Source organism: Lentisphaera araneosa HTCC2155 (assembly GCF_000170755.1).
Taxonomy (GTDB): Bacteria; Verrucomicrobiota; Lentisphaeria; order Lentisphaerales; family Lentisphaeraceae; genus Lentisphaera; species Lentisphaera araneosa.
Genome location: NZ_ABCK01000026.1, coordinates 23190 through 47175, shown reverse-complemented (window position 1 = coordinate 47175; position 23986 = coordinate 23190). Strand labels below are relative to the sequence as shown.

The window sequence follows — 23986 nt, the reverse complement described above, 5'->3', positions numbered from 1 at the left end:
AGATATATGAATAATCTATTACTTATTAACATAATGATCATGACTTGCTGCTTTGCGAGTCGCCCTGAAAAACCGAATGTCATCCTGCTCTTGACCGACGACCTCGGCTGGCAAGATGTTAAATGCTACGACATCGATGCGCCCTCGCCAATGGAGACCCCCAACATTGATAAATTGGCAAAAAAGGGTATCCAGTTCTGGCAAGGCTATTCACCCGCACCGAGCTGTGCCCCGTCACGAGCAGCGATCCTCAGTGGAATCCATCCCGCGCGGGCTCAGCAAACACATGTCTCCGGAGGAACTCCTCCAGCTCCCTACCACAAGACTCTGCATCGCATGATGCCTCCTTGGTATAGATCAAGTATGCCTATCGAAACCTACACACTTGCACAAGCACTGCGAGACAATGGCTACACCACCGGCCATAGTGGCAAATGGCATTTGTCTAAGGTTTATGGTGGCTACCCACAGCCACAGGATCACGGTTTTGATTGGAGCCGTAATAACCATGGAATTCTTAAAGCCATGAAACCTCATCGCTTAACGGGCTTTGCCACAAATCAAGCCGACGACCCCTATCGACTTGACGAAAAGGGCTTCTGCACCCACCAGAATAGCGAAGATGCCCTCACTTTTGTACGGGAGAACAAGGAAAAGGCCTTCTTTCTCTATTACGCCACTTTTCTCGTTCACACCCCAGTTCAAACACGTAGTGAACGGCTCCTAAAAAAATATTGTGATAAACTGGGCGTCGAATTACCTGAAAATCCCAAAGAGTGGAAGGGAGAGGGACAGACCAATCCCTTTTACTGTGCCATGGTTGAGGAGCTGGACTATTACGTCGGCAAGCTCTTCGATTATCTCGACACCACCGAGGATCCGCGTTGGCCGGGGCACATGCTAAGCGAAAACACCTATATCATTTTTACCTCCGATAACGGTGGCATGGAAAAAATCCCTGGCGAGATTATCACCGATAACTACCCCCTGCATCGCGGCAAAATTTCGGCCATGGAGGGCGGGGTCCGCGTACCACTCATCATCACCGGCCCTGGAATTACTCCAAAACAGCAATCCGATGTCATGATTAACGGACTCGATTTTTACCCCACCATTCTTTCCTTGACGGGAACTCAGAAACCAAAGGATAAAATCTTCGATGGCTGCGACATTTCCACGCTACTCGCAAAAAATCCTGCGGACCCATTGCTAGTCCAAGAGCAGGATGGCTCCGTTCGCGATACCATGCTTTGGCATTTCCCCAATAGCGTTGCACTCGAAAGTACAATCCGTATCGGCGATTATAAACTGATCCGTAATTATGACCACATCAACAATAAACACGCACCCGAACTAGAGCTCTAACAACTCTACGAAACCCGCGAGGGCAAGCAAGTCCGCGGTGATATTGAAGAATCGAAAAACCTGGCAAAGATCATGCCGGAAAAAGCGCAAGCAATGAATCAGAAACTTACTAAAACTCTAGAGGGGATGAAGGCCAGCTATCCCTATTATAATCCCCATTACAAAAATGATCTGCCGGACAAAGAAAAAGTTCCCACCGTTCTCTCGCATAGCCAGAAGGGCTCCATCGTAGAATGTACTTATCAGGAAAATGGAGCTAGGGTGCTGCGAGCCAATTTGCTCTATACCCTTAATGGTGGCGAGCCTGCAGAAGAATGGTTTCGAACGCCTGCCAAATTGCTCCCCGGCTCGAAGTTAAGCGCCACACTTCCAAAAGGAACAAGTCATTACGTCATTAGCCTCATTGATGAAAATAATTTCCTCGTCTCTTACCCAGAGATCAATAAGCCAACAAACAATAAGCCTACATCACTCAAAGCACTTCGAGTGACTAAGAAAAAAACAAAATCACAATGAAGTGCGTATTAAGAATACTTCTTTCTCGGATAAGTGCCTTAGGTTTGTAGTTCACTCTTTAGAGTGCCAAATAACAAATTTTTCCGCAGGCTAAAAGCTTAAACTACGTTCCTTTTTTTGGTAGGTAGTACACTCTTTAGAGTGCCGACATAGCGTTATGGAGACCATAATAAATCATATCCGGTCGTCGAAGATGGCCAATCGAGTCCCTGCTCTGCAATGCTCAAAATTTCATTGTATTTTTTGTCAAAAAACATCAGCACGCTTTAAAAAATCGGGTTTAGCAGTTCGAGAGAGTACAAGCTCGATAATGACTGGAATAGAAGAAGGATAATATGAAAAAATTTATAAAAATCATCTTGAGTATGGCTTTCGTGCTTACCCTCCTTCCTAAGTTAAACGCACAGTCTGAAAAGCCTAATATTGTCATTATTCTGACGGATGATTTAGGCTATGGCGACGTCTCTTTCTTGAACCCCGAATCCAAAGTGCGGACTCCGCACATGGATGCCCTCGCCAAAGAAGGCGTCTGGGCGAGCGATGCCCACGCGCCCAGCACCGTCTGTAGCCCCAGTCGCTATTCCTTACTCACAGGACGTTATGCCTGGAGAGGATCACTACGTGCGGGCCGCTTGAACCCATGGAAAGAATCGGCAATTGAAAAAGATCGCGTCACACTACCCAAAATACTGAAAGAAAAGGGCTATCATACTGCACTCATCGGCAAATGGCATCTCGGTTTCGAGTGGCCATGGATGGGTGGGGGAAAACCGTCAGAATCCATCATTGGCAAAGGAACGAGTACGGCAAGCTGTGAGATGTTTGATTGGAGCAAGCCTATAAAAGGAGGTCCTCTCGGAGCTGGATTTGATTACTACTTTGGCGATGATGCTCCCAATATGCCTCCCTATGCCTTCATCGAAAACGATCGTTTAACTTGCGAGCCCGTTAATATTGACGGACGAAAACTCATGAAGCAACAAACAATGAGGGGTGGCTATATTCACGGGATTGGTCCAGGTGAAAAAGGATGGCAATTGAACAAAGTCATGCCAACGATCACGGCTAAGGCTATTGACTTTATTGATCAAGAAAGTAAAAAAGAAAAGCCCTTCTTTCTCATGTACGCTCCCACATCACCCCACTCTCCCATTGTCCCCTTGGACAAATATAAAGGAAAGAGTTTAGCCGGTCCCTACGGTGACTTCATCATTCAAACGGATGAGGCTATCGGACAAGTTGTTAAAGCCCTCAAAAATTCTGGAGTTTATGAAAACACCTTATTAATTATCTCTAGTGATAATGGCCCTGCCCCCTTCATGCGTGAACGCATTCAAACTCATGGTCACAATCCCTCTGGACCTCTACGAGGGCTAAAGCGTGACCTGCTTGAAGGTGGTCACCGCGTCCCCTTTATTGCCTCTTGGCCCAAAGGTGAAATCAAGGGAGGAAAAGAAATTGATGCACTACTTTCTCAAACTGACCTCTTTGCCACCATTGCGGGGATCATTGATTACAAGCTCGAAGACAGCATCGCAGAAGATAGCCTCGATATTCTAGCTACACTTCGTTCAAACCAAACTGTACGCCAAGAACTCGTTTACCATGCCTCCAATGGCAAACTCGGACTTCGCCAAGAGAATTGGGCCTACCTCCATCCTAAGGGTATTACTAGCGAACCCGATTGGTTCAAACAAATTTGGAACGGCGACTCAATTGATGGTCCGGCCCTATTATTCGATCTCTCCACTGACCTAGCTCAGCGAAACAATTTGTATAAAAAATTTCCCGAACGCATTCAGCAGATGGAATCCCGTCTAAAGAAAATCCAAAACGGAAAATCCACTCGCTAAACAATTTCAAAAGTAATTAACTAATACCTAAGGAATAAAATGAATAAAATAATCGCGCTACTAAGCTTCTGTTTAGTCTTCTCATCTTGGGGGGATAATACAGCAAGAACTTACGAACTTTGGGAATTAAATCCTCCGCCCAATAATGGCAGAACCAAATGGGAATCAACAAAATCCAGCAAAAGACCCAATTCCTATGATCGAGATTGGGAGCGTTGGTCATACCCTATTGGCAATGGCTACACTGGGGCCAATATTTTTGGGCGCACCGATACAGAACGAATTCAAATTACTGATAAGACGCTCCATAACAGGGGGAAATATAATAAGGGTGGTTTGACTAGCTTTGCGGAAATCAAGCTTGATTTCAGACATCATAAGTTTAGTAAATACCGTCGCTCACTTAACTTGAACGAGGGCATTGCTCATGTTGCTTATAACTACCGTGGCGTCAACTACACGCGTGAGTATTTTGCCTCCTACCCCGATAATGTGATTGTTATTCGTCTTACAGCTGACAAGAAAGCCGCGCTTTCATTTGAGATTCGCCCCGAAATCCCCTACCTCGAACGCAAGGAACGCAGCGGTTCCATCAGCGCCAAAGACGACCTCCTCACTCTGAAAGGTTCCATTGCTTTATTCAGCTGTAATTTTGACGGTCAGATCAAAGTCTTAAACGAGGGCGGCACGCTCAAGGCTAATGCTAAACAGGGAAGCATTGAAGTCAGCAAGGCGGATGCCGTCACTATTCTCATTGCCACTGGCACCAATTACCGTCTCCATGAAGATACTTTCCGCAATACCTCAGCCAAAAAACTCAATCCTAAAGAATTTCCTCATAATGAGGTCTCGGCTCGCATTCAGGCAGCTCAAAACAGAGGATATGAGCAGCTCAAAGAAAGACACCTCAAGGATTATCAGAACTTATTTGGCCGCGTTGCCGTCAATCTTAATTCAAGACCATCAAATGACCCCACACACATCCTCTTAGAAAAATATAAAGCGGGTAAAACGAATAACTGGCTCGAAGAACTGATGTTTCAGTACGGCCGTTACCTACTCATTTCCAGTTCGCGCGAGAAGAGTCTGCCCGCCAACCTACAAGGCGCTTGGAGTCAGGATTATTACACGCCGTGGTCAGGAGGCTTTTGGCATAACATCAATGTGCAGATGAATTACTGGGGGTCGATGAGCACCAACCTCGCCGAGTGCTTCCAATCGTACACTAATTTTTACAAGGCCTACCTGCCCATCGCACGAGAACATGCCACCGACTACGTGCAAAAATACAACCCCAGTCAAGTGACCAAAGGCGGTGATAATGGTTGGATTATTGGCACGGGAGCCAATGCCTATTATATCCCTAGTGCCGGTGGTCATTCCGGTCCGGGCACTGGTGGCTTCACCGCTAAACTTTTGATGGATTATTATCTCTTTACTCAGGATAAGCAATACCTCGAAGAAGTCGCCTACCCAGCCATGCTCTCCTTGAGTAAGTTTTACTCAAAAGTTTTGATCCCCCATGGCGATAAACTTCTCGTCGAGCCTTCCGCCTCACCCGAACAGCTTGCCAAGCCGGAACAAGTCAAAAATATGCCCGGCAAACTCAAAGGTGGAAAATATTACGTCACCGCTGGTTGTACCTTCGATCAAGGCTTTGTCTGGGAAAGTTTTGCCGACACGCTCACACTCGCTGACGCACTAGGTAGCGAAGACCCCTTCCTCGATACCATCCGCGAACAAATTACCAAGCTCGACCCCATCCTCATTGGTGCCGATGGCCAGATCAAAGAATACCGCGAGGAAAATAACTACAGTGATATTGGCGATAAAAAGCACCGCCATATCTCGCACCTTTGCCCCCTTTTCCCGGGCACACTCATCAGTCAGAAATCAGACTGGTTGCAGGCAGCAAGTAAAACCTTGGACCTACGTGGCGATAAAACTACGGGCTGGGCACTGGCACATCGCATGAATAGTCGTGCTCGCCTCGGTGAAGGCGAGAAAGCCCACAAAGTCTACCAACGCTTTATTAAAGAACGCACCGTGCAAAATCTTTGGACCCTTCATCCCCCTTTCCAAATCGATGGTAGCCTCGGCACTATGGCGGGCGTCGCTGAAATGCTTCTGCAGAGCCATGAGGATACGATAAAAATTCTCCCTGCCCTACCAAAAGCTTGGGAAGATGGCCATTTTGATGGCTTAGTGGCGCGTGGTAATTTTGCGATTTCCGCAAAATGGAACAAGGTCAGAGCAAGTGAATTTTCAATTGAATCCAGAAGTGGCGGTCAATGTAGCCTATCCTATCCTGGAATCGGCAATGCAATGATCTCTGATAGTCAAGGCAAGCGGTTGACACTTACTAAAGTGAGTGAAGACCAAATTAACTTCACGACAAAACTTGGCGAAACTTACCAAGTGAAATTTGATCAAGACCTGAGCGCAAGCAGCAATCAAATCGAATTATTTGTCAGTCCACAAGGCAATGACACTTTCGAAGGCACGAGCAAAGACAAAGCCCTTGCATCACTCGCCAAAGCTCGCGACCTCGCTCGCAGCTATGCCGGGAAACAAGCCGTCAGCATACAGCTTGCCGACGGCATTTATTACTTGCCCGAGACTTTGGTTTTTTTTTCCAAGGATTCAGGAACGGCCGAGTTCCCCATTGTTTACCGCGCCGAAAATGAAGGTGGTGCGATCCTGAGTGGCGGCGTCAAACTCGATCTCAAATGGACGGCCTTTAAAGACGGCATCTTTCAGGCTCAAACTCCCGAGAGTTTAGCCATTGATCAGGTATTCATCAATGGCAAGGCTCAGCGCATGGCGCGTTACCCAAACTATGATGCCAAAAAGAAGACGGATGCCTACCAGGGCTATAGTGCCGATGCCTTTTCAAAGGAGCGTGCTAGCAAGTGGGCCGATCCTGCAGGTGGCTATATTCACGCCATGCACGTTCACCGCTGGGGCGGTTATCACTACCGTATCACAGGCAAAGATGCTAAGGGTGAAGTGACCTATGAAGGCGGCTGGCAGAACAATCGTCAGATGGGTATGCACAAGAACTACCGCATGGTTGAGAATATTTTCGAGGAACTCGATGCGCCAGGCGAATGGTTCCACAATGCCAAGACCTCCACACTCTACTACAAACCTGCTCCCGGCGTGGACTTAGCAAAGGCGAAGCTCGAGGTGGTACGCCTTCGTCATCTCGTCGAATTCCAAGGAAGCCAAAAAGCCCCTGTAAAGCATATCAAGCTCCAAGGCTTTACGCTTCGTCACACCGCAAGAACTTTCATGGATTGTAAAGAACCCTTACTGCGCTCGGATTGGGCCATCTACCGCGGCGGTGCCTTCCTACTGACGGGAACCGAGGATGTGAGTATTCTTGATTGCGAATTCGATCAAGTGGGTGGCAATGCGATTTTTGTTAACAACTACAATCGCCGCACGCTCGTTAAAGGCTGCCACATTCACGATGCCGGTGCTAGTGGAGTGTGCTTTGTCGGCGACCCCAAAGCAGTTCGCAACCCGCTTTTTGAGTACAAAGAAGTCAATGACTTATCAAAAATTGATCTCACTCCGGGCCCCAAAACCGATAACTACCCCGCCGACTCAATCGTCGAAGATTGCCTCATTCATGGCATCGGAACAGTTGAAAAGCAACCTGCTGGGGTTCAAATTTCCATGGCACAGGGCATTACGGTGCGCGATGTCTCGATCTACGACTGCGCTCGATCAGGTATAAATATAAGCGAAGGCACCTGGGGTGGACACCTCATCGAAGGCTGCGACGTTTTTGACACGGTTTTAGAAACTCATGATCATGGCTCATTCAATTCTTGGGGACGCGATCGCTTCTGGCACCTTAGAAATGCCCCTGCAGAAAAACTCCCCGAACTCGCCTTACTCGATGCGGTAAAAACTTCTGTGATTCGCAATAGCCGTTGGCGCTGTGACCACGGCTGGGACGTCGATCTCGATGATGGTTCAAGCAACTACAACATCTACAATAACTTGCTCCTTGCAAAAGGTCTCAAATTACGCGAGGGCTTCCGTCGCCATGCATGGAATAATGTCATGGTAAATAATGGTCTGCACCCCCATGTTTGGTATCTAGGCAATGGGGACGAAGTTCACGGCAATATCCTCATGGGCCGACATCGTCCCGCACGTATGAAGCGACCTAACGCCGATGCTGCCCAAGTTGATAAAAACTTCTTTTATGTTGCCAATGAAGCTCCAGTTAAAGCGACTTCAAAAACATTAGGTTGGGACAAAAATTCGCTCTTCGGGGATCCACAATTTATTGATCCAAGCAAGGGGGATTTCCGTGTCAAAGAAGACTCACCCGCTTTTTCTATTGGTTTCAAGAACTTTCCCATGGATCAATTCGGAGTCAAAAAACCTTCACTCAAAAAAATCGCTCGCACGCCAAAACTGCCTAAGGTTTCATCTCCAACAGTTACCACAAAAGAAAAGCCTCAGAAAATAGTTTCTCCTACGGAAAGTTCCTTAGCCGTATTCTTGGGCGCGAGCCTGCAAAACTTAACTGGCGAAGAGTTCTCCGCCTATGGCGTAAGTAAAGAAGTTGGTGGCGTGATCTTAGTTGAGGTACCAAAAAATTCTGAGGCGGCTCGTCATGGTTTCAAAGAAGGCGATGTGATTCAGCAGATTAATGGCAAGGCAACACCCACAATTAAAGCACTGCTGCAAACATACCTGAGCGCAGGAAATAAAGCCCTCAAAATCAAATTTGTACGTCAACAACAAGCTCAAGAAACTCTCATCAAAAAGCAGACTTGGATCGATTTAGAAAGTTCCAAAAACACCGAAGGCTTTAAGCAAATCCCAAAGGCTCATCATTTCACACTCACATCGAATATCAAAACGAATAACGCCCCCCTCACAAGCTTAAGTGATGGTCAACTTCTCCGCAGCTATGGCCCCGTTTTTGCCAATGGTACAAAAAACACCGCCTATAAAATGGATCTCGGCAAAGTGAGAACTCTAACAGCCATTAGCACTTGGTCTTGTGGCTTGGGCAGACGTGGGGCTCAAAACTTCACCCTCTATGCAAGTTCAGCCAATCAAGACCCAGGCTGGGATAGCAGCAAGTGGATGCCTTTAGCAACGATTGATACCCGTGCCTTCAAGGGAAGTGACTTCAATGCCAGCTCACTAAAAGCCACTGATGGTGAATCACTCGGAGAATTCCGTTGGCTCATGTGGAAAGTATCTCCAATTAGCAGCAAGGGTGGTGGTGAGCATAGCGCTTTCCAAGAATTCAATGTGGAATATAAGTAAACTTATCTGTTATGAGGAGAAGGTTTTATATGTTTTTTTAAGCAAGCTGAAGCTTGAACTACGTGCCTTTTTTAGCCCCCTGTTTGCCAAGCAAGTGCTTGGCGATCCCAAAAGACCTTTTTGTCCACATTTTTAATGCACACTGAAGAGGCTATGAAAAAATAAATATAAGCTGATTCAGGGCTGGAAGCCCGACATAATGTAGCGTGTGGCGTGAGCCACACGAACTGACGTGATTAAACGAAGGAGGGCTGAAAGTCCGACACCTACGGGGCACGTAGTCTGCGATTTCCAAGCTGGTTCTTGGCGATCCCAAGAGACCTTTTTGCCCGCATTTTAGGAAAAACAAAGAGACTGTGGAAAAAACATAAGCTGATTCAGGGCTAGAAGCCCGACATAATGTAGCGTGTGGCGTGAGCCACACGATCTGACGTGATTAAACGAAGGAGGGCTCACCTGTGAGTCCGGCATATTATTCCGGACCCAAGCCTGGGCCCTAAATTAATGAAAAAACCGTTTCCATGCCCCTGACGGATCATGCTACATTTTAGCGGGCTCACAAGTGAACCCTAGTAAAAAACGGCGACAGGATCTACGTAGTTCACTCTTCAGAGTACCGTAATGAGGAGAAGGTTTTGGACGCATTTTTCAACAAGCTGAAGCTTGAACTACCTGCCTTTTTTAGCCCCGTGTTTGCCAAGCAAGTGCTTGGCGATCCCAAAAGATCTTTTTGTCCGCATTTTTAATGCACACTGAAGAGGCTGTGAAAAAATAAATATAAGCTGATTCAGGACTGAAATCTCAACAAATTTCAGGTAGTAACGTGCGTCGGACACCCGTACCCAAGAAATAAGAACATAATGTGAGGCATGAGTTTAAAGCAAGCTAAAGCTTGAACCACATAAAAAATAGAAACGCGATGATTACTAATGCTATTATTTTACCACTATAAACTTTTTAAAGCTTATTTGTACGCATCCCACATACTGCCATTAGATCTCCAATAATTAGCACCATAAGGTGCTAAGGTTGCGTTAAAGTCCAAGCTCTCAACATGCCCGTCGACAAAAAGATAGTTCACCTCATAGAAGTCGTGCATCATGCCATCACTTTGTAGTGTTTCAAAATTTCGAAGATCTGTCGCTCTAACTACATTATCGACATTTCTGCCCATTCGGGTGAAGTTACTTGAACGGTTATAGTCAAAAAGCATTATCGATTCATTAGGCACCGTTACATCGCTAAGATTTGCGGCATAACCAAATCCCATGACCCCTTGGCCAGTGAACCATTGTGTATTGGGCTCAGGCGCTGTAAACCGTGAGGTAGCATAGGACATTTCTACATTAGCAGTAGTCGTGTCCTCAAAAAGTGGGCAGCGGTATAATTGACCATAGTCGTCCCCAAAAGTACTTTTAGCGAGAGAGCGCGCAGTTTTTTGCGCGTCTGTTAATGTCTCACGGCCATCATAACCAGAAAGGTGATCATCCCAGCTCACATCAGGATTACCAGAAGGTTTCGGGACATAGCCATCATTATCATCCGTAAACATAAGTAGGGCTGAATTTATTTGCTTTTGATTGCTGGTGCATACGGCAATCCTAGCTTTTTTCCGCGCCTTACTTAAAGTTGGCAGCAAGAAACTGGCCAAAATTCCTATAATGGCCACTACCACCAAAATTTCAATCAGCGTGAAACGCGTAGTCAATCTACGATTGCTCTTCTTTCTAAACTCTATTTTTCTCATAAAATCCTCAGGCTTACTGCAATTAGTATTCTTCTTTAAGTGAATAACCCGCTTAAAACCTGAGATGCTACTGTATAATACTTTTAATTTACTGTATAATTATATTTTCTATTTATTCCTTATTGCTCTACTTGCAATAACTTAAAAACATTTAACTGAGCAGCTACCTGCTTGCTCTGAATAAAAAAGTTTTGCACAGTGTGCTGCGCCTACACCAAGGTTCTTTATGAAAATAACAAAAAGCTCTCGACTTTACCCACTCGATTAAGAAGGACTGAGTTACTTATTAAGCATGCTCTTTTTTAAGTTTTTTGTGACTTTTTCTTCAACGCTGGTGAAACTACTTTTGCTAATGATCAAGCGGTCATTTTTAGCATTTTCACTTTCTAAATATCCAAGGTAAATAAAGGAGTAAATACTCAAACTCAAACTTAAGAAGGCTAGGTTGATTAATTGTCCTTGCGCTAGGCTGCAAAGAGCGATACTGGAAGCTTTAAGCCATTTCAGCAGCATGATTAATAATGCGAAGAACGCAAAGATTACATAAAACCATCCACTGAAAATGACAGGATTAATGCTAAAAACCATCTGAACAATTTCGCTTAAGGCGGCCTCTTGTAGGACTTGGATACACAAAGCTACAGTCACTAGACTTATTGGCAAGACGAGGCATACAGTTAATAGGCTCACCTTAAATTTGTGTAAAGATTTTTTATCGGCTAAATCAAAGATGATCAATTTTTTGCTATACTTGCAAAACAAACTCCAAGAAGAAAGGATAAAGAGTAAAAAAGTTAGAGTCAACAACTCAATGGAGTAGAGAACTAAAGTTTCTTTGATGCTCCAATTAATACTCGCAAAAGGCAAGAACTTATAAATTTGATAAGCCACTAAAGGCACTAAGATAAATTTGGCCCAATGAAGCAACCATTCGCACATCGAGTACAGCTGCAATGATTGCTTCTGACCCTTAATCAATTTATGCCAAGCTAGAAACGCAATGAGACCTAACATGATTATGAAGCCAATAGAATTCAGTAGTGAGAAGTAATACTTTTCAAAAAAATTGTACTCCATTTCTCGACTCTCTTTGAAGAATTTTGGCTTCGTCATTTCCTCTATTGTTCCTACCGCAGGGATTACCATTGAAGCCAGCATGCTTGATTTTTCCATAAAGATTTTTTCGAACTCTTTATCACCGACTTTTTTCTTTTCTTTCCATCCAGCAATCACTTGAGAACAACGACTAAAAAAACCACTTGACTTCGCTAGTTCAGGATTCTCCATCAAGCTTTTATTTTCCGTATATATTCTCCCAAGCGCTCCAATAACTAAAACTTCAATTAGGGTATCTGAATTCTCTAAACGTTGGCGACAAATTTTCTCTAAAAGCCTGATTTCATTCACTTTCCCCCTCTTAACAACGGCTTTACCGAAATTTCTTAGGGAACCCAAGTCAGGCAAAATGAAAGCCGCGGCATGGCCCACATCCTTAATCGACTTTATGAAACTTTTTCTGCCAAAATTTTGGTAAACTTGCATCTCTTCCAAACGAAGCGCATCAAAGTCCGTTTTCTTCACCATTTCTTGCATTTTCTGCATGAGCTTAGCAAATTCTTCTTCCGAACTCACTTCGGCCATTTCTCGATTCACACTCTTTTCTAAATGTTTCCCAAGCCAGAGTGAATCTAAATAAGCATTATTGGGCATTTGCTGACTGAGTTCTTGATAAAGTTCATCACTAAAATCATTCTCCAATTGCCTTAACTTCACTATTTTGGGATCTAAAGCTGATTGCGGAAGCTCACGACTCAGTTCAAAATATTCTCTACCCCCAAAAAATAAGGCTGTGAAAATTGAGAGAGGGACAAATACGTACCAGAGCATCGCCTTCACTTGTGCGCGTTTATTTAAGCGCTTTAAATTCCCCGCGAGTAAACGTTCTTTAACTTCACTCAAAGCACCGAAATCTTTGAAGGCTTGTTCGGAACTTTCTTCTTCACTCATGCCACGCACAATATTGGCATCGTAACTCTCCCACAAGTGACTTTCCAACTCAAACTGCACATCGAGCTGGAGCTCAAGATCACCTTCGAGATCCCGACTGAGTTCCTCTACTTTGCCCCTAATTTCTTTTTCAAAACTCACCGTAAAATCAGTTTGAAGGTTCATTTAAAGGAGAAAAAAGTGTATTGACTGACTCCGAGAACTTTTGCCATTCATTCACTCGCGAAGTCAGTTGTTGCTTTCCCAAGCCAGAAATATGATAATACTTACGACGTCGCTCACCCTCCGGTTTTTGCCATTCGCTTTTAATTAAACCCTCACCTTCCATGCGGTGGAGACAGGGATATAGCGTGCCCTCTTTCCACTGAAATTCACCATTGGTACGCTCGTGAACTTCTTTTATAATTTCGTAACCGTACATCTCTCTTTCGTTGAGCAACTTCAAAACTACGGGTACTGCGATACTTCTTAATAAATCACCTTCGAACATAATAGACTCCTTATACTTTGCCTGTCTAGGTATTAAATTATATACCTAGCCTCACAAAGTATCAAGAGTGGGTTTTATATTTTTGGAAAATTAAATTGATCATCATTAGCCATAAAGCGGGGGATTCTTCCCTCATCTAGAGCAACTCGGAGCCAGCACCGAACCCCGTGAGGCTTGCCACCCTCAACTGGCGGTTCGAGAGCAATCAATTATGAAACGAAATTTGTGATTCCTATCACTCCAATGTAATTTAATACACTTGGAGTTATGGATGAACAGAAAAGAGTTTGAGGATACACGCAATTGGCATAGTAGAGGTTTCATCTCTCACTATGACGCTTGTGATAAGTACCAAATGATCACCTACCGACTAGCCGATAGTTTACCCAATGAAGTACTTAAGCAGCCGGGAGCCCCGCTAAAAAGACTGGGAGCCCCGCATTCCAATGCGGATGAATCTACTCAAAAGAGAAAACTTACTGAATCCCTCCTCGATCAATCATATGGCTCATGCATCCTACAAGACCCAAAAGTAGCTCAACAGCAAATTGAAGCCTGGACATACTTTGACCGTGAACGCTATGAGCTCATTGCCTACGTCGTCATGCCGAATCATGTTCACTTAATGATCAAAACGTATAATGAATGGCCCATCTCCAAACTAGTGCCCTCATGGAAAAAGCATGTAACTTATTATGTCCAAAAAGATAAAGAATTATGGGGAGAATATTCTAAGTCATACTTAATATTTAAAGCAAATTCCACATTGGAACACAAGGATCCCAGTACAAAAGTTTACCTTTGGCAACAAGAATACTGGGATCGTTTTATAAGAGACGAAAACCATTTCCAAAATAGTATTCGTTATATTATGAAAAATCCTATAAAAGCGGGTTTAGCTGATTCCATAGAAGCTTGGCCTTGGAGCGCTGTTTTATAAAAACATCCGCATTGGAATGCGGAGCTCCCAGCTGGAACACTTTTAGATTTTTATCCATCCGCATTGGAATGCGGAGCTCCCAGCTGAAATAATACTATTCGGGGCCAGCCCCGAACCCCGTGAGGGTTGCCACCCTCAACTGGCGATTCGAGAGCAATTAATTTAAGACAGCTGTTTTCCTTTGTGGAAAACTGCAGCAACACTACCCGGAAAAGTTTCGCCGTGGTAAGGCGTCCAAGCTGAACGACTTTTGACTTCTTCGTTTTTGGCCGTCCAAGGTGTGTTAGGATCAATCACTGTGAAAGAACCTACATAACCCTCGGCAACTTTACCGAAAGGTGCATCAATGAACTGATCGAATTGATTGACGAAGTTGCCGGGATTCCACGCTGTCACTTTTGCGACATCCGCAGACGTAAAGCCCTGCTCTTTCATGAGCCAAGTTGTAAAGGCACCGTAGGTATCCAGCTGAGAAGTTCCCGAGACACCGTCGACATCGGCTAAAGCTTCGAAGCCTTCTTTATCTTCGTCTTTCATTTTTTCAAAATTCTCGAGGCAAATGCGATCGAGCTCAGTGATTTCTTCTAAACTTAAAGCCGCAAGGTTGCCAATCTTTTTTCTAATTTCCATAGGTTGATAACGACCGAGTTTTTCACAAATTCTATGGGGAGCATGATCTGTGGCAATGAAATCTACTGTGCCATCGAGCAGGCCCGCGAGTAGGCCTTTACGGTCAATTTCGTCACGGAAAGCAGGGTTCATCTGCAACCAAGGCTTATTATTTTTATCTAAAGATGAGGTATCCCAATAGAGTTGCTGGGGAGTCGTTTCCACTGTCACAGTCACACCGCGTTCTTTCGCCGCGCGAACGAGCTCCAGCCCATCGCCAGTGGAGAAGTGGCAGAGCTTGCCCTTGAGTTCATATTTCTCAATGAGGTAGAGTGCAAAAGCCGTTGCGGTGTTCGCAGCTCCGCGAGGGCGACGCTCACTATGAGTTTCATTCTCTTTTGAAGTCTCGAGAATATAAGGATCTTCGCAGTGGAAACTTACGTAGCAGCCCTTGTAGCGCTTAATCGTTTCTTCTAGTTCTTGCTGAGAATTAAAGAAAAGGTCACCTATAGATGGGCCCATGAAGGCTTTGTAAGGGACTTTTTGCGAAAGGGGGTTTGTGTCTGGACCAATGCCCGCATAAAGCGTGAAGTGAACATCTGTGTCTTTGCAGAGCTCGCATTTTCTTGCGTACTTTTCGTCGTCTACGGGAGCTTCGGGATTATTGGGCATATCCGCAACGTGAACCACACCACCGTGCACTGCTGCTGCAGAAGCCGTCTTGAATGATTCTTTGTAGAGCTGCTTACCGGAAACATCTTCGCGAGCGTGAATGTGAATATCTCCCATGCCCGGAAAAATCATTAGGCTTTCATCAAACTTATGATCTGCCGTACCTAAACCCTTGCCAAGTGCCTCAATATGTCCCTGTTCATTCACTTTTACCTGACCGCAAAACTCGCCATCATGGTTACAAAATCTACCTTCGATAATCATCTTTTAATCCCTTGATTTTTTGCTAATAACTTTAGCTCAACGAAGCCTTGTGACAAGTGAAATAAGAACTTACATAAATCATTTTATTAAAATATAAACGCCACCACTCCTCATCTCATGAGCCTCATTCATTACAAGCTCTCTTTTCTCCTTCCATTGCATCGATATGCGACTCAATGCTACCAAACCCACTAAAGTGATCAAGGGGTTATTGACTTAAATTTGTCACCATTTAGTTCGTCCCAAAACCCACACAAAATTATTACTCAACAGAATATTATCACTAATATTAAAAACTTAAGACATTATTATAAAGTATCTTATGACTTAATATATTTTTATTGAATGGAATTTTCTTATGTACCTATTCAACAAAACATAGGGACATAATATGAAAAAGAAATTTTCACTCATAGAACTTTTAGTGGTCGTAGCCATAATAGGAATTTTAGCTTCTCTCATACTTCCAACTTTAGGTAAAGCTCGTGAGCAGAGTAAAAAAGCACTGTGCAAAAGTAATTTAAAACAACTTGGCCTCACCATGTTCATGTATGCCGATGACAATAATTACAAAGCACCTTTTACTAGCCGTGCATGGGGTGGCAGACAAACCTACGATGATTTTTTATCCGGATATGATGGTCGTGAGCAACTAACAACAGCACAACATGCAGCCGCCATGTTAAGTAGTAATACCTTTGGCGAGGGGTCCACTGACATATATCGCTGTGCCTCAGATGATTCCGCTTGGAAATATGGAGGTAATACCACTGCACTAGGAAGAAGTTATGCCATAACAGAAATGAGAACTAATGATAATAACAAAAGATTCCTTGGCATGTCTCATGGCAACATCACTCGAAGTTTTAGTGAATTAAATAAAGCTAGTAACACCATAATTCTCATGGAATTCCATAACGGTGGAAACATTATGGGTAATGGCTGGAACGATAATAAACGAGCTCAAACTTACAACTCCAATGACCAACAGGGCAACACACCTCATGATAGCAGAGGCAACTTCCTCTTAACTGATGGCCACGTCGAATCCTTGAGTGCTAATCAAACACTGATTAAATCTGATGGTTCAGTCGCAGCCGTAAATAATATTTCAAACACAATGTGGGATGCGAGCCCAAATAGAAATTAAAACACACCAGCTCATACCAAATAAGGGTATTGAAATACACATTCGACCTTTTGCTGAAAACGCAATATTTTTTGACTATAATATTATAAATTATTGATCTATATATATTTATAAAAAATAAATTACACATTTTTTCTAAAAAAAATGTATCAAACTAGAAAATGCTTTGCATCTGATCTATAATGATTAATAGACTAGCAGGATAAAAAGCATGCAAAAAAGTAAATTCACCCTCATTGAGCTACTCGTGGTCGTCGCGATTATTGGCATACTGGCCTCGCTGCTACTTCCCGTTCTCGGCAAAGCTAGAAAAAAATCACACCAAGCCGTCTGTAAAAATAACCTGAAACAACTTGCTATCGCCAGCTTTTCTTATCAAGATGATAATGATGGGCACTTCTCTGCGGGTATTGAAAGCGTTTCTGGCATTAGCTGGGATGATCTCCTAAGCTTATATGATAGCCGTAACCTAAGTATCGCTCAAATGCAGTCAGGCCATGGCGTCAATGGACGGTGGGGAATGAGAGCTGAAGATATGCCTGAAGGTGCAGATCACGGCCCCATGTACCGTTGTCCATCTGATCCCACTGTAAATACTGGTGGTATTCTTCTTAATTACTACCCAACTCAAAACAACAACTCGTCTTCTGCAGGTAATGCCTATAATGGTATATTTGGACTCAAAAGTTGGGATGGAGTTACTGCCGTGTTTTGGTCAAAACGTATAGATGACATCAGTCAAACGTCTCAAACTATTATCTATGCTGAATTACCTGCCAAACTCAATATGGGAACTTCATACGAATGGGGAGGAGTCACTGCCGAAAACATGATGAATTCAACCATCCTTCTCCATAATAATGAATCCAATTATCTTAAAGCCGATGGTTCCGTTGAGTCCATGAGCCCGGTACAATCTTTAGTCAAAAACAATGGCTCGGTTGGCGGCGCATCTGATGTCACTGACACTCAATGGGACAGTTTTAAATAACTGAATATTATTTGCTTGAGAATATTTTAAGTAGTGGTTGGCGAGATGAGAAACGCCTTATCTAATTTTAATATCAAGATGATCTAGCTAACACACCACATGATGCCAAGGCGAACTTCCTCATGGCCGATGGTCATGTAGAGTCTATGGGCACTTACCAATCTTTAAGTAGAGATGATGGCTCTTTGGCCACAAGTTCTGATCTTAGTGGGTCCAAATGGGATGCTTCACGCTGAGATTTAAGCATCGCGGAATATGACTCAAACAAATTCTAGAACCTTTTTTCTGAAAAGATGTATCAAAATTGAAAACATCTTGCTTATGATCTATGAAGATAAAGAAAGATACAGGATAAAAACATGAAAAAAAGTAAATTTACTCTCATAGAGTTACTCGTAATCGTGGCCATTATTGGAATTCTTGCTTCGCTACTGCTTCCAGCTCTAAGCAAAGCACGAGAAACGGCAAAATCAGCCTCCTGCATAAATACCATGAAACAATTGGGCATCTCTTTTATCATGTTTACGGATGACAACGATTCTTATATGCCCACCTCAAACCATGGTTACGAAGGGCGTGTAACATGGGATGATCACCTAGCCGGCTATGATGGTAGGGAATCACTTTCAGGCGCAGCAAAACATGGTGCGACTTTCCCAAAAACTATTTATGGAGATGATTATGCTCAAGCCTACACATGTGCATCAGATCCTGGAATCAGATACTATGGTGACGGTAATACAAATACATCTACTCGTAGTTACTCGATGACTTATATGTATATTGGCGGTTCAATAGGGGAAACAAGCGGATACCTTAAATATCAAGGTGTCGGTGGTAAAACCAACGGTGGCACACCAAAATCTAGAAAGCTCAGTGCCATGGGCAATACCTCTGGGACAATAACTTTAGTTGAAAATCAACACAAAAAGAATCTTTTAGGAAATGGATGGCAACCAACTCAATATGCCCAGTCATACTATAATAAATATAACAATGGCAAGCTTCCCCACCTCAACTCTAAGTCTAACTACCTCATGGCCGATGGCCATGTAGAAAAGTTCAACTTCCTAAATACCTTAATAAAAACTGACGGCACTAGTGCATTGGCATTTATCAATAGTGATATCTCAGATACATACTGGGATGCCTCAAGATAAGCAACTATTTCTCTGGCAGCCAGGTTCGAGAAATAGATTTATTTTTTACAATACCCCAAAGAATGGGCTTTTTTGAAGATCGATCCCAAGCAATGGCTTGGCCATAAAAGCCAAGGTTTTTTTCGGTACGAACAAACTGAAAGTTTTTATTTTCATCAAGCTTCAGGACATGAGCCTGAGCGTGATCATGGCCAGTGGTGTAGAGCTTCCCATCAGCGCCCCACGAGCCTCCCGAGCAGCTCATTTTTCCCCAAGCTGAAATGACTTCACTTGGGAAAACCCAATTTTCTATTTCCAGAAATTTATCCCCTTTGAATTCGTACTTAACAAGCTTGGTATTTTTATTGTTTTTGCCGTATACCGCATAACACATCCACCAGAATCCCTTAGGCCCCTTATCAATCCAAGTTAGCGAACCATGCTTTCGCTCTAATGGAATCGTCTTTTCATGATCAAGTCGCTCACCGCTCACATTCCAAATTTCTACTGTACAATCATTGCGATCTATGGGAAAGCGTGAGTGGGCACAATAGAGTTCCCCATCTATTACTGTCCCACTATTCATATGTTTGAAATGCTTAAATTTTTCACCCGAAGCCTTCCAAATCGCTAGCTTTTTGAGACTTTTTTTCTCATACTTTTCGATACTCGTATTGCTGATTGCATAAAAATAATGGGCATCCACTGCCACGCCCTGACTCGCTTTCACGGGAATCGTCTGCAAAATTTTATTGACTTTGCTTGTCGTTGTTTCTTCAGCATTCAAACTTAAGCAAATCAGTAAGTAAGTAGAAAAGCTTATCAATCGTTTCAACACCTTCATTTTGTCTATCCCCAATCTTTCTTACGATTAACAATGAAAACTTACATCGCAAAGCGATCTTACTTTAAATAGCCCCACATATAATGTGGGATTTAGCAAAAGGCCAAAAATTTGTGTGCCTTTAGGTACACTATTTAAATAGCCTATTAGGTTTCATACCTACAGGCATGGCAGGTAGTTATCCCATCATATGTCTTAGGGGTTTTCCCTAAGCTATTTAAAGTTTAATAGTTTCACCATTAAGTTATATATGCTGTAGATGTACATAATGAGGGCAAGCGTAAAAAATACACCTATTAAATTATGCTAAGTTAAAAAAATTAGCAAAAAACATTCAAACTCATGTGTCCATGAGGACCTAACTAACAATACCTGTCAAAGCAAGGAATTGTAATTAATGTTTTCAAAGTCTCTCATAAGCTCACTCATCTGTTTTTTATCTACTTATCTAGTCGCTAATGAAAAAGTCGATTTTAATAGAGATGTGCGCCCCATACTTTCGGATAAATGCTACGCCTGCCATGGCCCCGATGCCCATGACATAAAAGGTAAGCTCCAACTTCATGATTTTGATCTCGCCACCAAAGAAAGGCACTACACCAGTCGTAGTGGAAAACAGAGAACATTAGATCCCGCCATCATTCCGGGAGATCCCGAAAACAGTTTATTCTGGGAACGTATTATTTCCGATGATTCAGATGAAGTCATGCCACCACCAAAAAGCCATAAAACGCTCTCTAAAAATGAAAAAAATATTTTGAAGCAATGGATTGCATCAGGTGCAAAATACGACAGTCACTGGGCCTTTAAAGAATTAGCTACACACAAATCTCCATCAAGTATCGATCAGCTTGTGAAAGAAAACATTAGCGAATTCCAATTCAATCCGCAGGCTGATAAGCGCACTCTTATTCGCAGGTTAAGTTTTGATCTCACTGGACTGCCACCGAGTCTTGGAGAAGTGAAAAATTTTATTAACGATAAGTCCCCACAGGCATACGAAAATCTAGTTAATCAATATTTAAGTCGCTCAACTTATGGAGAAAATATGGCCGTTTACTGGCTCGATTTAGTTCGTTATGGTGATACCCATGGACTCCATTCCGATGATTACCGAGAAATGTATGCTTACCGCGACTGGGTGATAAAGGCCTTTAACGCCAACATGCCCTTTGATCAGTTTATCACCGAACAGCTCGCGGGGGACCTACTCCCCAAGCCCACAAATGATCAACTCATTGCCAGCGGATTCAACCGCCTGCATATCTCCAATTCTGCGGGCTCCGCACTCAAGGAAGAGCTCTTTGTCAACAATGTCAAAGACCGCACCGATGCCTTTGGCACTGTATTTTTAGGACTAACTCTCGGCTGCGCATCTTGCCATGATCACAAATTTGATCCTCTCACTCAAAAAGAGTATTATCAGTTCTATGCCTTCTTTAATAACCTAGATGGTGCCCCCGACAACAAGCGTCACAAAAGTCCTGCTCCCCGTTTACTCCTACCTTCAAAACAAGAAGCCATGCAATTAAGCAAAGCTAAGAACGCCAAAGACAGAATCAATTTGGAGAAAAAAATTCCATCCACGCCCATAATGAAGGAACGTAAAGAGCTTCGCCCAGCCTTTATCTTAAATCGTGGCGAATACGATAATCCCGGCGAACGCGTTCAACGCAAAACTCCCTCATTCCTCCCTGCAATGGACAAATCATTCCCCGTGGATCGCCTTGGACTTGCTCAATGGCTTACTACTCCAAACCATCCTCTGACAGCTCGCGTTGCCGTCAACCGCTTTTGGCAGCAGTTTTTTGGTCGTGGCCTGGTAAAAACCTCCGAAGACTTTGGTTTTCAGGGAACTTATCCCTCTCACCCGAAACTACTGGATTCCTTAGCACAATCATTTGTTAAGAACAACTGGAATACCAAAGCACTCATCAAACAAATCGTCATGAGTCGCACATACCGGCAATCATCTCAGTCCAGTGTTAGCAAGTACAAAAACGACCCCGATAACCGCCGACTTGAGCGCGGCCCTCGTTTCAGGTTAAATTCAGAAGTTTTACGTGATCAAGCTTTATATATATCCGGTCAACTCAACTCGAAAATGTATGGTCCCAGTGTTAAGCCTCCGCAACCTGATGGACTCTGGAAATCCGTAGCTTTTGCAGGTTCTAACACGGGTAAATTCACTGCTGATAAAGGAGCTAAAATCTACCGCCGCAGTCTGTATACTTTTGTGAAACGCTCCATGCCGAACCCCGTTATGAGCATCTTTAATGCCCCCTCACGAGAGACATGTATTGCTCGTCGCGAAAGAACGAATACACCCATGCAGGCCTTAGTCATCATGAATGAAGAACAGTTTCTCGAAGCTTCAATTAAGCTCGCCCAGCTAAGCTTAAAGCATTCTTCAAAAACCGAAGAGCAGATTGATTTCCTATACGAAACAATGTTTGCCGAACTACCCTCAAAAACGCAGATCAAACTCATTAGCGCAGCCCTAGTTGATTTCAAAAAAGACTTCCAAGCACACACCCAACTAGCCAAACACAAATTAACTGCCGAAGAAGCTGCTCGGGCATTATTAGTCAACAGCCTCATGGGGCTCGATAAATTTAAAACGAAGGAGTGATTCACATGCTAAATCGACGCCAAATAATTCAGTCTGCTCTTGCAGGCGCTCCTTTAATCAACTCACAGCTTTTTGCGGACAGCGCAAAAAAGGCTGGTCCTCATTTTGCTCCCAAAGCAAAAAAAATTATCTACCTCTTCATGGCAGGGGGACCAAGTCAACTGGAGACTTTTGACTATAAACCGCAAATGAAAAAGATGTTCGACAAAGACCTTCCGGACTCCATTCGCCAAGGACAACGCACCACAAATATGACCGCAGGGCAAAGCCGCTTCCCCATCGCGCCATCAGTCTATAATTTCAAACAGCATGGGCAAAACGGCACCTGGGTCAGTGAGTTGCTCCCCAAAACAGCATCAATGATTGATGATCTATGCCTGATTAAATCCATGCATACCGACGCCATCAATCACGACCCCGCCAAAACACTTATTTGCACCGGCAACCAACTGCCCGGCATGGCCAGTCTCGGCGCCTGGCTCAGCTATGGCTTGGGAAGCATCAACCCCAATCTTCCTAATTTCACCGTACTCAACTGCGCTAAATGGTCGGGTAAAGTTAATGTCCAGGGACTATACAGCCGCCTCTGGGGAGCCGGTTTTTTGCCATCACATCATCAAGGCGTAAATTTTCAGGCCATGGGTGACCCCATCCTCTATCTCAGCAATCCAAAAGGCATTTCCCGGAATCAACGCAAAGCCATGATCAATTTGAGTGATTCACTAAATCAGGAGCATTTTAACAAATTTGGTGACCCGGAAATACAAACCACTATGGCTCAGCAGGACATGGCCTTTCGCATGCAGAAATCAATCCCTGCGGTCACGAATATGAGCGCTGAGCCCGATCATGTAAAAGCGCTTTATGGCCCCGAAGTCAATATCCCTGGGACTTTTGCCTATAATGCTCTACAAGCAAGAAAACTGATTGAAGCTGATGTGCGTACCGTACAGATCTTTCATCGTGGTTGGGATCATCATGGTCACCTCCCCAAAAATATGGCTGGACAATGTCGCGATGTGGATCACGCTTGCTACGGCCTTATCCAGGACCTCAAGCAGCGTGGTTTACTGGATGAAACCCTCGTCGTCTGGGGCGGAGAGTTTGGCCGCACCATTTTCAGTCAGGGCAAACTCAGTCAATCTAATTATGGTCGAGATCATCATCCACGCTGTTTCAGTATGTGGATGGCCGGTGCCGGCGTTAAAAAAGGTTTGGTTTACGGAGAAACGGATGACTTTAGTTATAATATCGTCGACAAGCCAGTTCACATCCGCGACCTCAATGCCACAATTCTCCACCTCATGGGACTTGATCATCATAAGCTCTCCTTTCCCTTCCGTGGCCTGGATATGCGACTTACAGGTGTGGAGCCCGCAAAAGTAATTAAAAAAATTATAAATTCTTAAAGCTTCATGTGTCAATGAACAAGCTCATGACAATTCCCCTCAAAGCATAACTTA

The 23986-nt window shown here is 43.8% G+C and carries 13 protein-coding genes and 2 pseudogenes; 10 read left to right on the top strand and 5 right to left on the bottom strand.

Going from position 1 to position 23986, the window contains the following annotated elements; all coding sequences use genetic code 11:
* Positions 1-6: 6 nt before the first annotated feature.
* The 3 genes and pseudogenes from LNTAR_RS19970 to LNTAR_RS26785 all read left to right on the top strand — a co-directional run bounded on the left by LNTAR_RS19970 (position 7) and on the right by LNTAR_RS26785 (position 9038).
* Positions 7-1881: pseudogene (locus LNTAR_RS19970) on the top strand (sulfatase).
* Positions 1882-2216: 335 nt separating this feature from the next.
* Positions 2217-3734 (top strand): sulfatase family protein, encoded by a 1518-nt coding sequence (locus tag LNTAR_RS19965; RefSeq protein ID WP_007280573.1) that lies wholly within the window; start codon positions 2217-2219, stop codon positions 3732-3734.
* A 39-nt stretch (positions 3735-3773) separates the two neighbouring features.
* A complete protein-coding gene (locus LNTAR_RS26785) occupies positions 3774-9038 on the top strand; it encodes a glycosyl hydrolase family 95 catalytic domain-containing protein (protein ID WP_007280572.1) in 5265 nt (1754 codons plus the stop codon).
* Positions 9039-10002: 964 nt separating this feature from the next.
* Here LNTAR_RS26785 and LNTAR_RS27365 read toward each other — a convergent pair.
* The 3 genes from LNTAR_RS27365 to LNTAR_RS19940 form a co-directional block, all read right to left on the bottom strand.
* Entirely contained in the window at positions 10003-10785 is a 783-nt protein-coding gene (locus tag LNTAR_RS27365) for a type II secretion system protein (RefSeq protein ID WP_007280571.1), read from the bottom strand.
* A gap of 279 nt (positions 10786-11064) precedes the next feature.
* Positions 11065-12957 carry a permease prefix domain 1-containing protein gene (locus LNTAR_RS19945; protein WP_007280570.1) on the bottom strand — a complete coding sequence of 631 codons (1893 nt, stop codon included), beginning with the start codon at positions 12955-12957 and terminating at the stop codon, positions 11065-11067.
* Positions 12941-13282: a PadR family transcriptional regulator gene (locus tag LNTAR_RS19940; RefSeq protein ID WP_007280569.1), complete on the bottom strand. Its 342-nt coding sequence runs from the start codon at positions 13280-13282 to the stop codon at positions 12941-12943. The genes LNTAR_RS19945 and LNTAR_RS19940 overlap by 17 nt, the downstream gene beginning before the upstream one ends.
* A 271-nt stretch (positions 13283-13553) precedes the next feature.
* Here LNTAR_RS19940 and LNTAR_RS19935 point away from each other — a divergent pair, with 271 nt between their 5' ends.
* Entirely contained in the window at positions 13554-14222 is a 669-nt protein-coding gene (locus LNTAR_RS19935; protein ID WP_007280568.1) for an REP-associated tyrosine transposase, read from the top strand.
* A gap of 162 nt (positions 14223-14384) precedes the next feature.
* On the opposite strand, the gene LNTAR_RS19930 is transcribed toward LNTAR_RS19935, so the two are convergent.
* Positions 14385-15767 carry an amidohydrolase family protein gene (locus LNTAR_RS19930; RefSeq protein WP_007280567.1) on the bottom strand — a complete coding sequence of 461 codons (1383 nt, stop codon included), beginning with the start codon at positions 15765-15767 and terminating at the stop codon, positions 14385-14387.
* Positions 15768-16158: 391 nt separating this feature from the next.
* On the opposite strand from LNTAR_RS19930, the gene LNTAR_RS26150 reads away from it, so the two are divergent.
* The 4 genes and pseudogenes from LNTAR_RS26150 to LNTAR_RS26140 all read left to right on the top strand — a co-directional run bounded on the left by LNTAR_RS26150 (position 16159) and on the right by LNTAR_RS26140 (position 19068).
* The gene (locus LNTAR_RS26150; RefSeq protein ID WP_007280566.1) at positions 16159-16917 is read left to right on the top strand and encodes a type II secretion system protein; all 759 of its coding nucleotides are present in this window, start codon (positions 16159-16161) and stop codon (positions 16915-16917) included.
* Between the two features lie 211 nt (positions 16918-17128).
* Positions 17129-17908, top strand: coding sequence for a DUF1559 family PulG-like putative transporter (locus LNTAR_RS26145; RefSeq protein ID WP_007280565.1), 780 nt, complete (start codon positions 17129-17131; stop codon positions 17906-17908).
* A gap of 98 nt (positions 17909-18006) precedes the next feature.
* Positions 18007-18144, top strand: a pseudogene (locus tag LNTAR_RS28300) (H-X9-DG-CTERM domain-containing protein); the annotation flags it as partial.
* 123 nt (positions 18145-18267) lie between these two features.
* Positions 18268-19068 carry a type II secretion system protein gene (locus tag LNTAR_RS26140; protein WP_007280563.1) on the top strand — a complete coding sequence of 267 codons (801 nt, stop codon included), beginning with the start codon at positions 18268-18270 and terminating at the stop codon, positions 19066-19068.
* Positions 19069-19072: 4 nt separating this feature from the next.
* Here the strand turns inward: LNTAR_RS26140 and LNTAR_RS19910 are convergent, their stop codons facing one another.
* Positions 19073-19891 carry a hypothetical protein gene (locus tag LNTAR_RS19910; RefSeq protein WP_007280562.1) on the bottom strand — a complete coding sequence of 273 codons (819 nt, stop codon included), beginning with the start codon at positions 19889-19891 and terminating at the stop codon, positions 19073-19075.
* A gap of 397 nt (positions 19892-20288) precedes the next feature.
* Between LNTAR_RS19910 and LNTAR_RS19905 the strand changes: the two genes are divergently transcribed.
* The gene (locus LNTAR_RS19905) at positions 20289-22523 is read left to right on the top strand and encodes a PSD1 and planctomycete cytochrome C domain-containing protein (RefSeq protein ID WP_007280561.1); all 2235 of its coding nucleotides are present in this window, start codon (positions 20289-20291) and stop codon (positions 22521-22523) included.
* Positions 22524-22528: 5 nt separating this feature from the next.
* Positions 22529-23932, top strand: a complete 1404-nt coding sequence (locus LNTAR_RS19900; protein ID WP_007280560.1) for a DUF1501 domain-containing protein — start codon at positions 22529-22531, stop codon at positions 23930-23932.
* Positions 23933-23986 lie beyond the last annotated feature (54 nt).

Coding starts and splice junctions, on each gene's coding strand:
- LNTAR_RS19965 (WP_007280573.1), top strand. CDS start 2,217: ATGAAAAAATTTATAAAAATCATCTTGAGTATGGCTTTCGTGCTTACC.
- LNTAR_RS26785 (WP_007280572.1), top strand. CDS start 3,774: ATGAATAAAATAATCGCGCTACTAAGCTTCTGTTTAGTCTTCTCATCT.
- LNTAR_RS27365 (WP_007280571.1), bottom strand. CDS start 10,785: ATGAGAAAAATAGAGTTTAGAAAGAAGAGCAATCGTAGATTGACTACG.
- LNTAR_RS19945 (WP_007280570.1), bottom strand. CDS start 12,957: ATGAACCTTCAAACTGATTTTACGGTGAGTTTTGAAAAAGAAATTAGG.
- LNTAR_RS19940 (WP_007280569.1), bottom strand. CDS start 13,282: ATGTTCGAAGGTGATTTATTAAGAAGTATCGCAGTACCCGTAGTTTTG.
- LNTAR_RS19935 (WP_007280568.1), top strand. CDS start 13,554: ATGAACAGAAAAGAGTTTGAGGATACACGCAATTGGCATAGTAGAGGT.
- LNTAR_RS19930 (WP_007280567.1), bottom strand. CDS start 15,767: ATGATTATCGAAGGTAGATTTTGTAACCATGATGGCGAGTTTTGCGGT.
- LNTAR_RS26150 (WP_007280566.1), top strand. CDS start 16,159: ATGAAAAAGAAATTTTCACTCATAGAACTTTTAGTGGTCGTAGCCATA.
- LNTAR_RS26145 (WP_007280565.1), top strand. CDS start 17,129: ATGCAAAAAAGTAAATTCACCCTCATTGAGCTACTCGTGGTCGTCGCG.
- LNTAR_RS26140 (WP_007280563.1), top strand. CDS start 18,268: ATGAAAAAAAGTAAATTTACTCTCATAGAGTTACTCGTAATCGTGGCC.
- LNTAR_RS19910 (WP_007280562.1), bottom strand. CDS start 19,891: ATGAAGGTGTTGAAACGATTGATAAGCTTTTCTACTTACTTACTGATT.
- LNTAR_RS19905 (WP_007280561.1), top strand. CDS start 20,289: ATGTTTTCAAAGTCTCTCATAAGCTCACTCATCTGTTTTTTATCTACT.
- LNTAR_RS19900 (WP_007280560.1), top strand. CDS start 22,529: ATGCTAAATCGACGCCAAATAATTCAGTCTGCTCTTGCAGGCGCTCCT.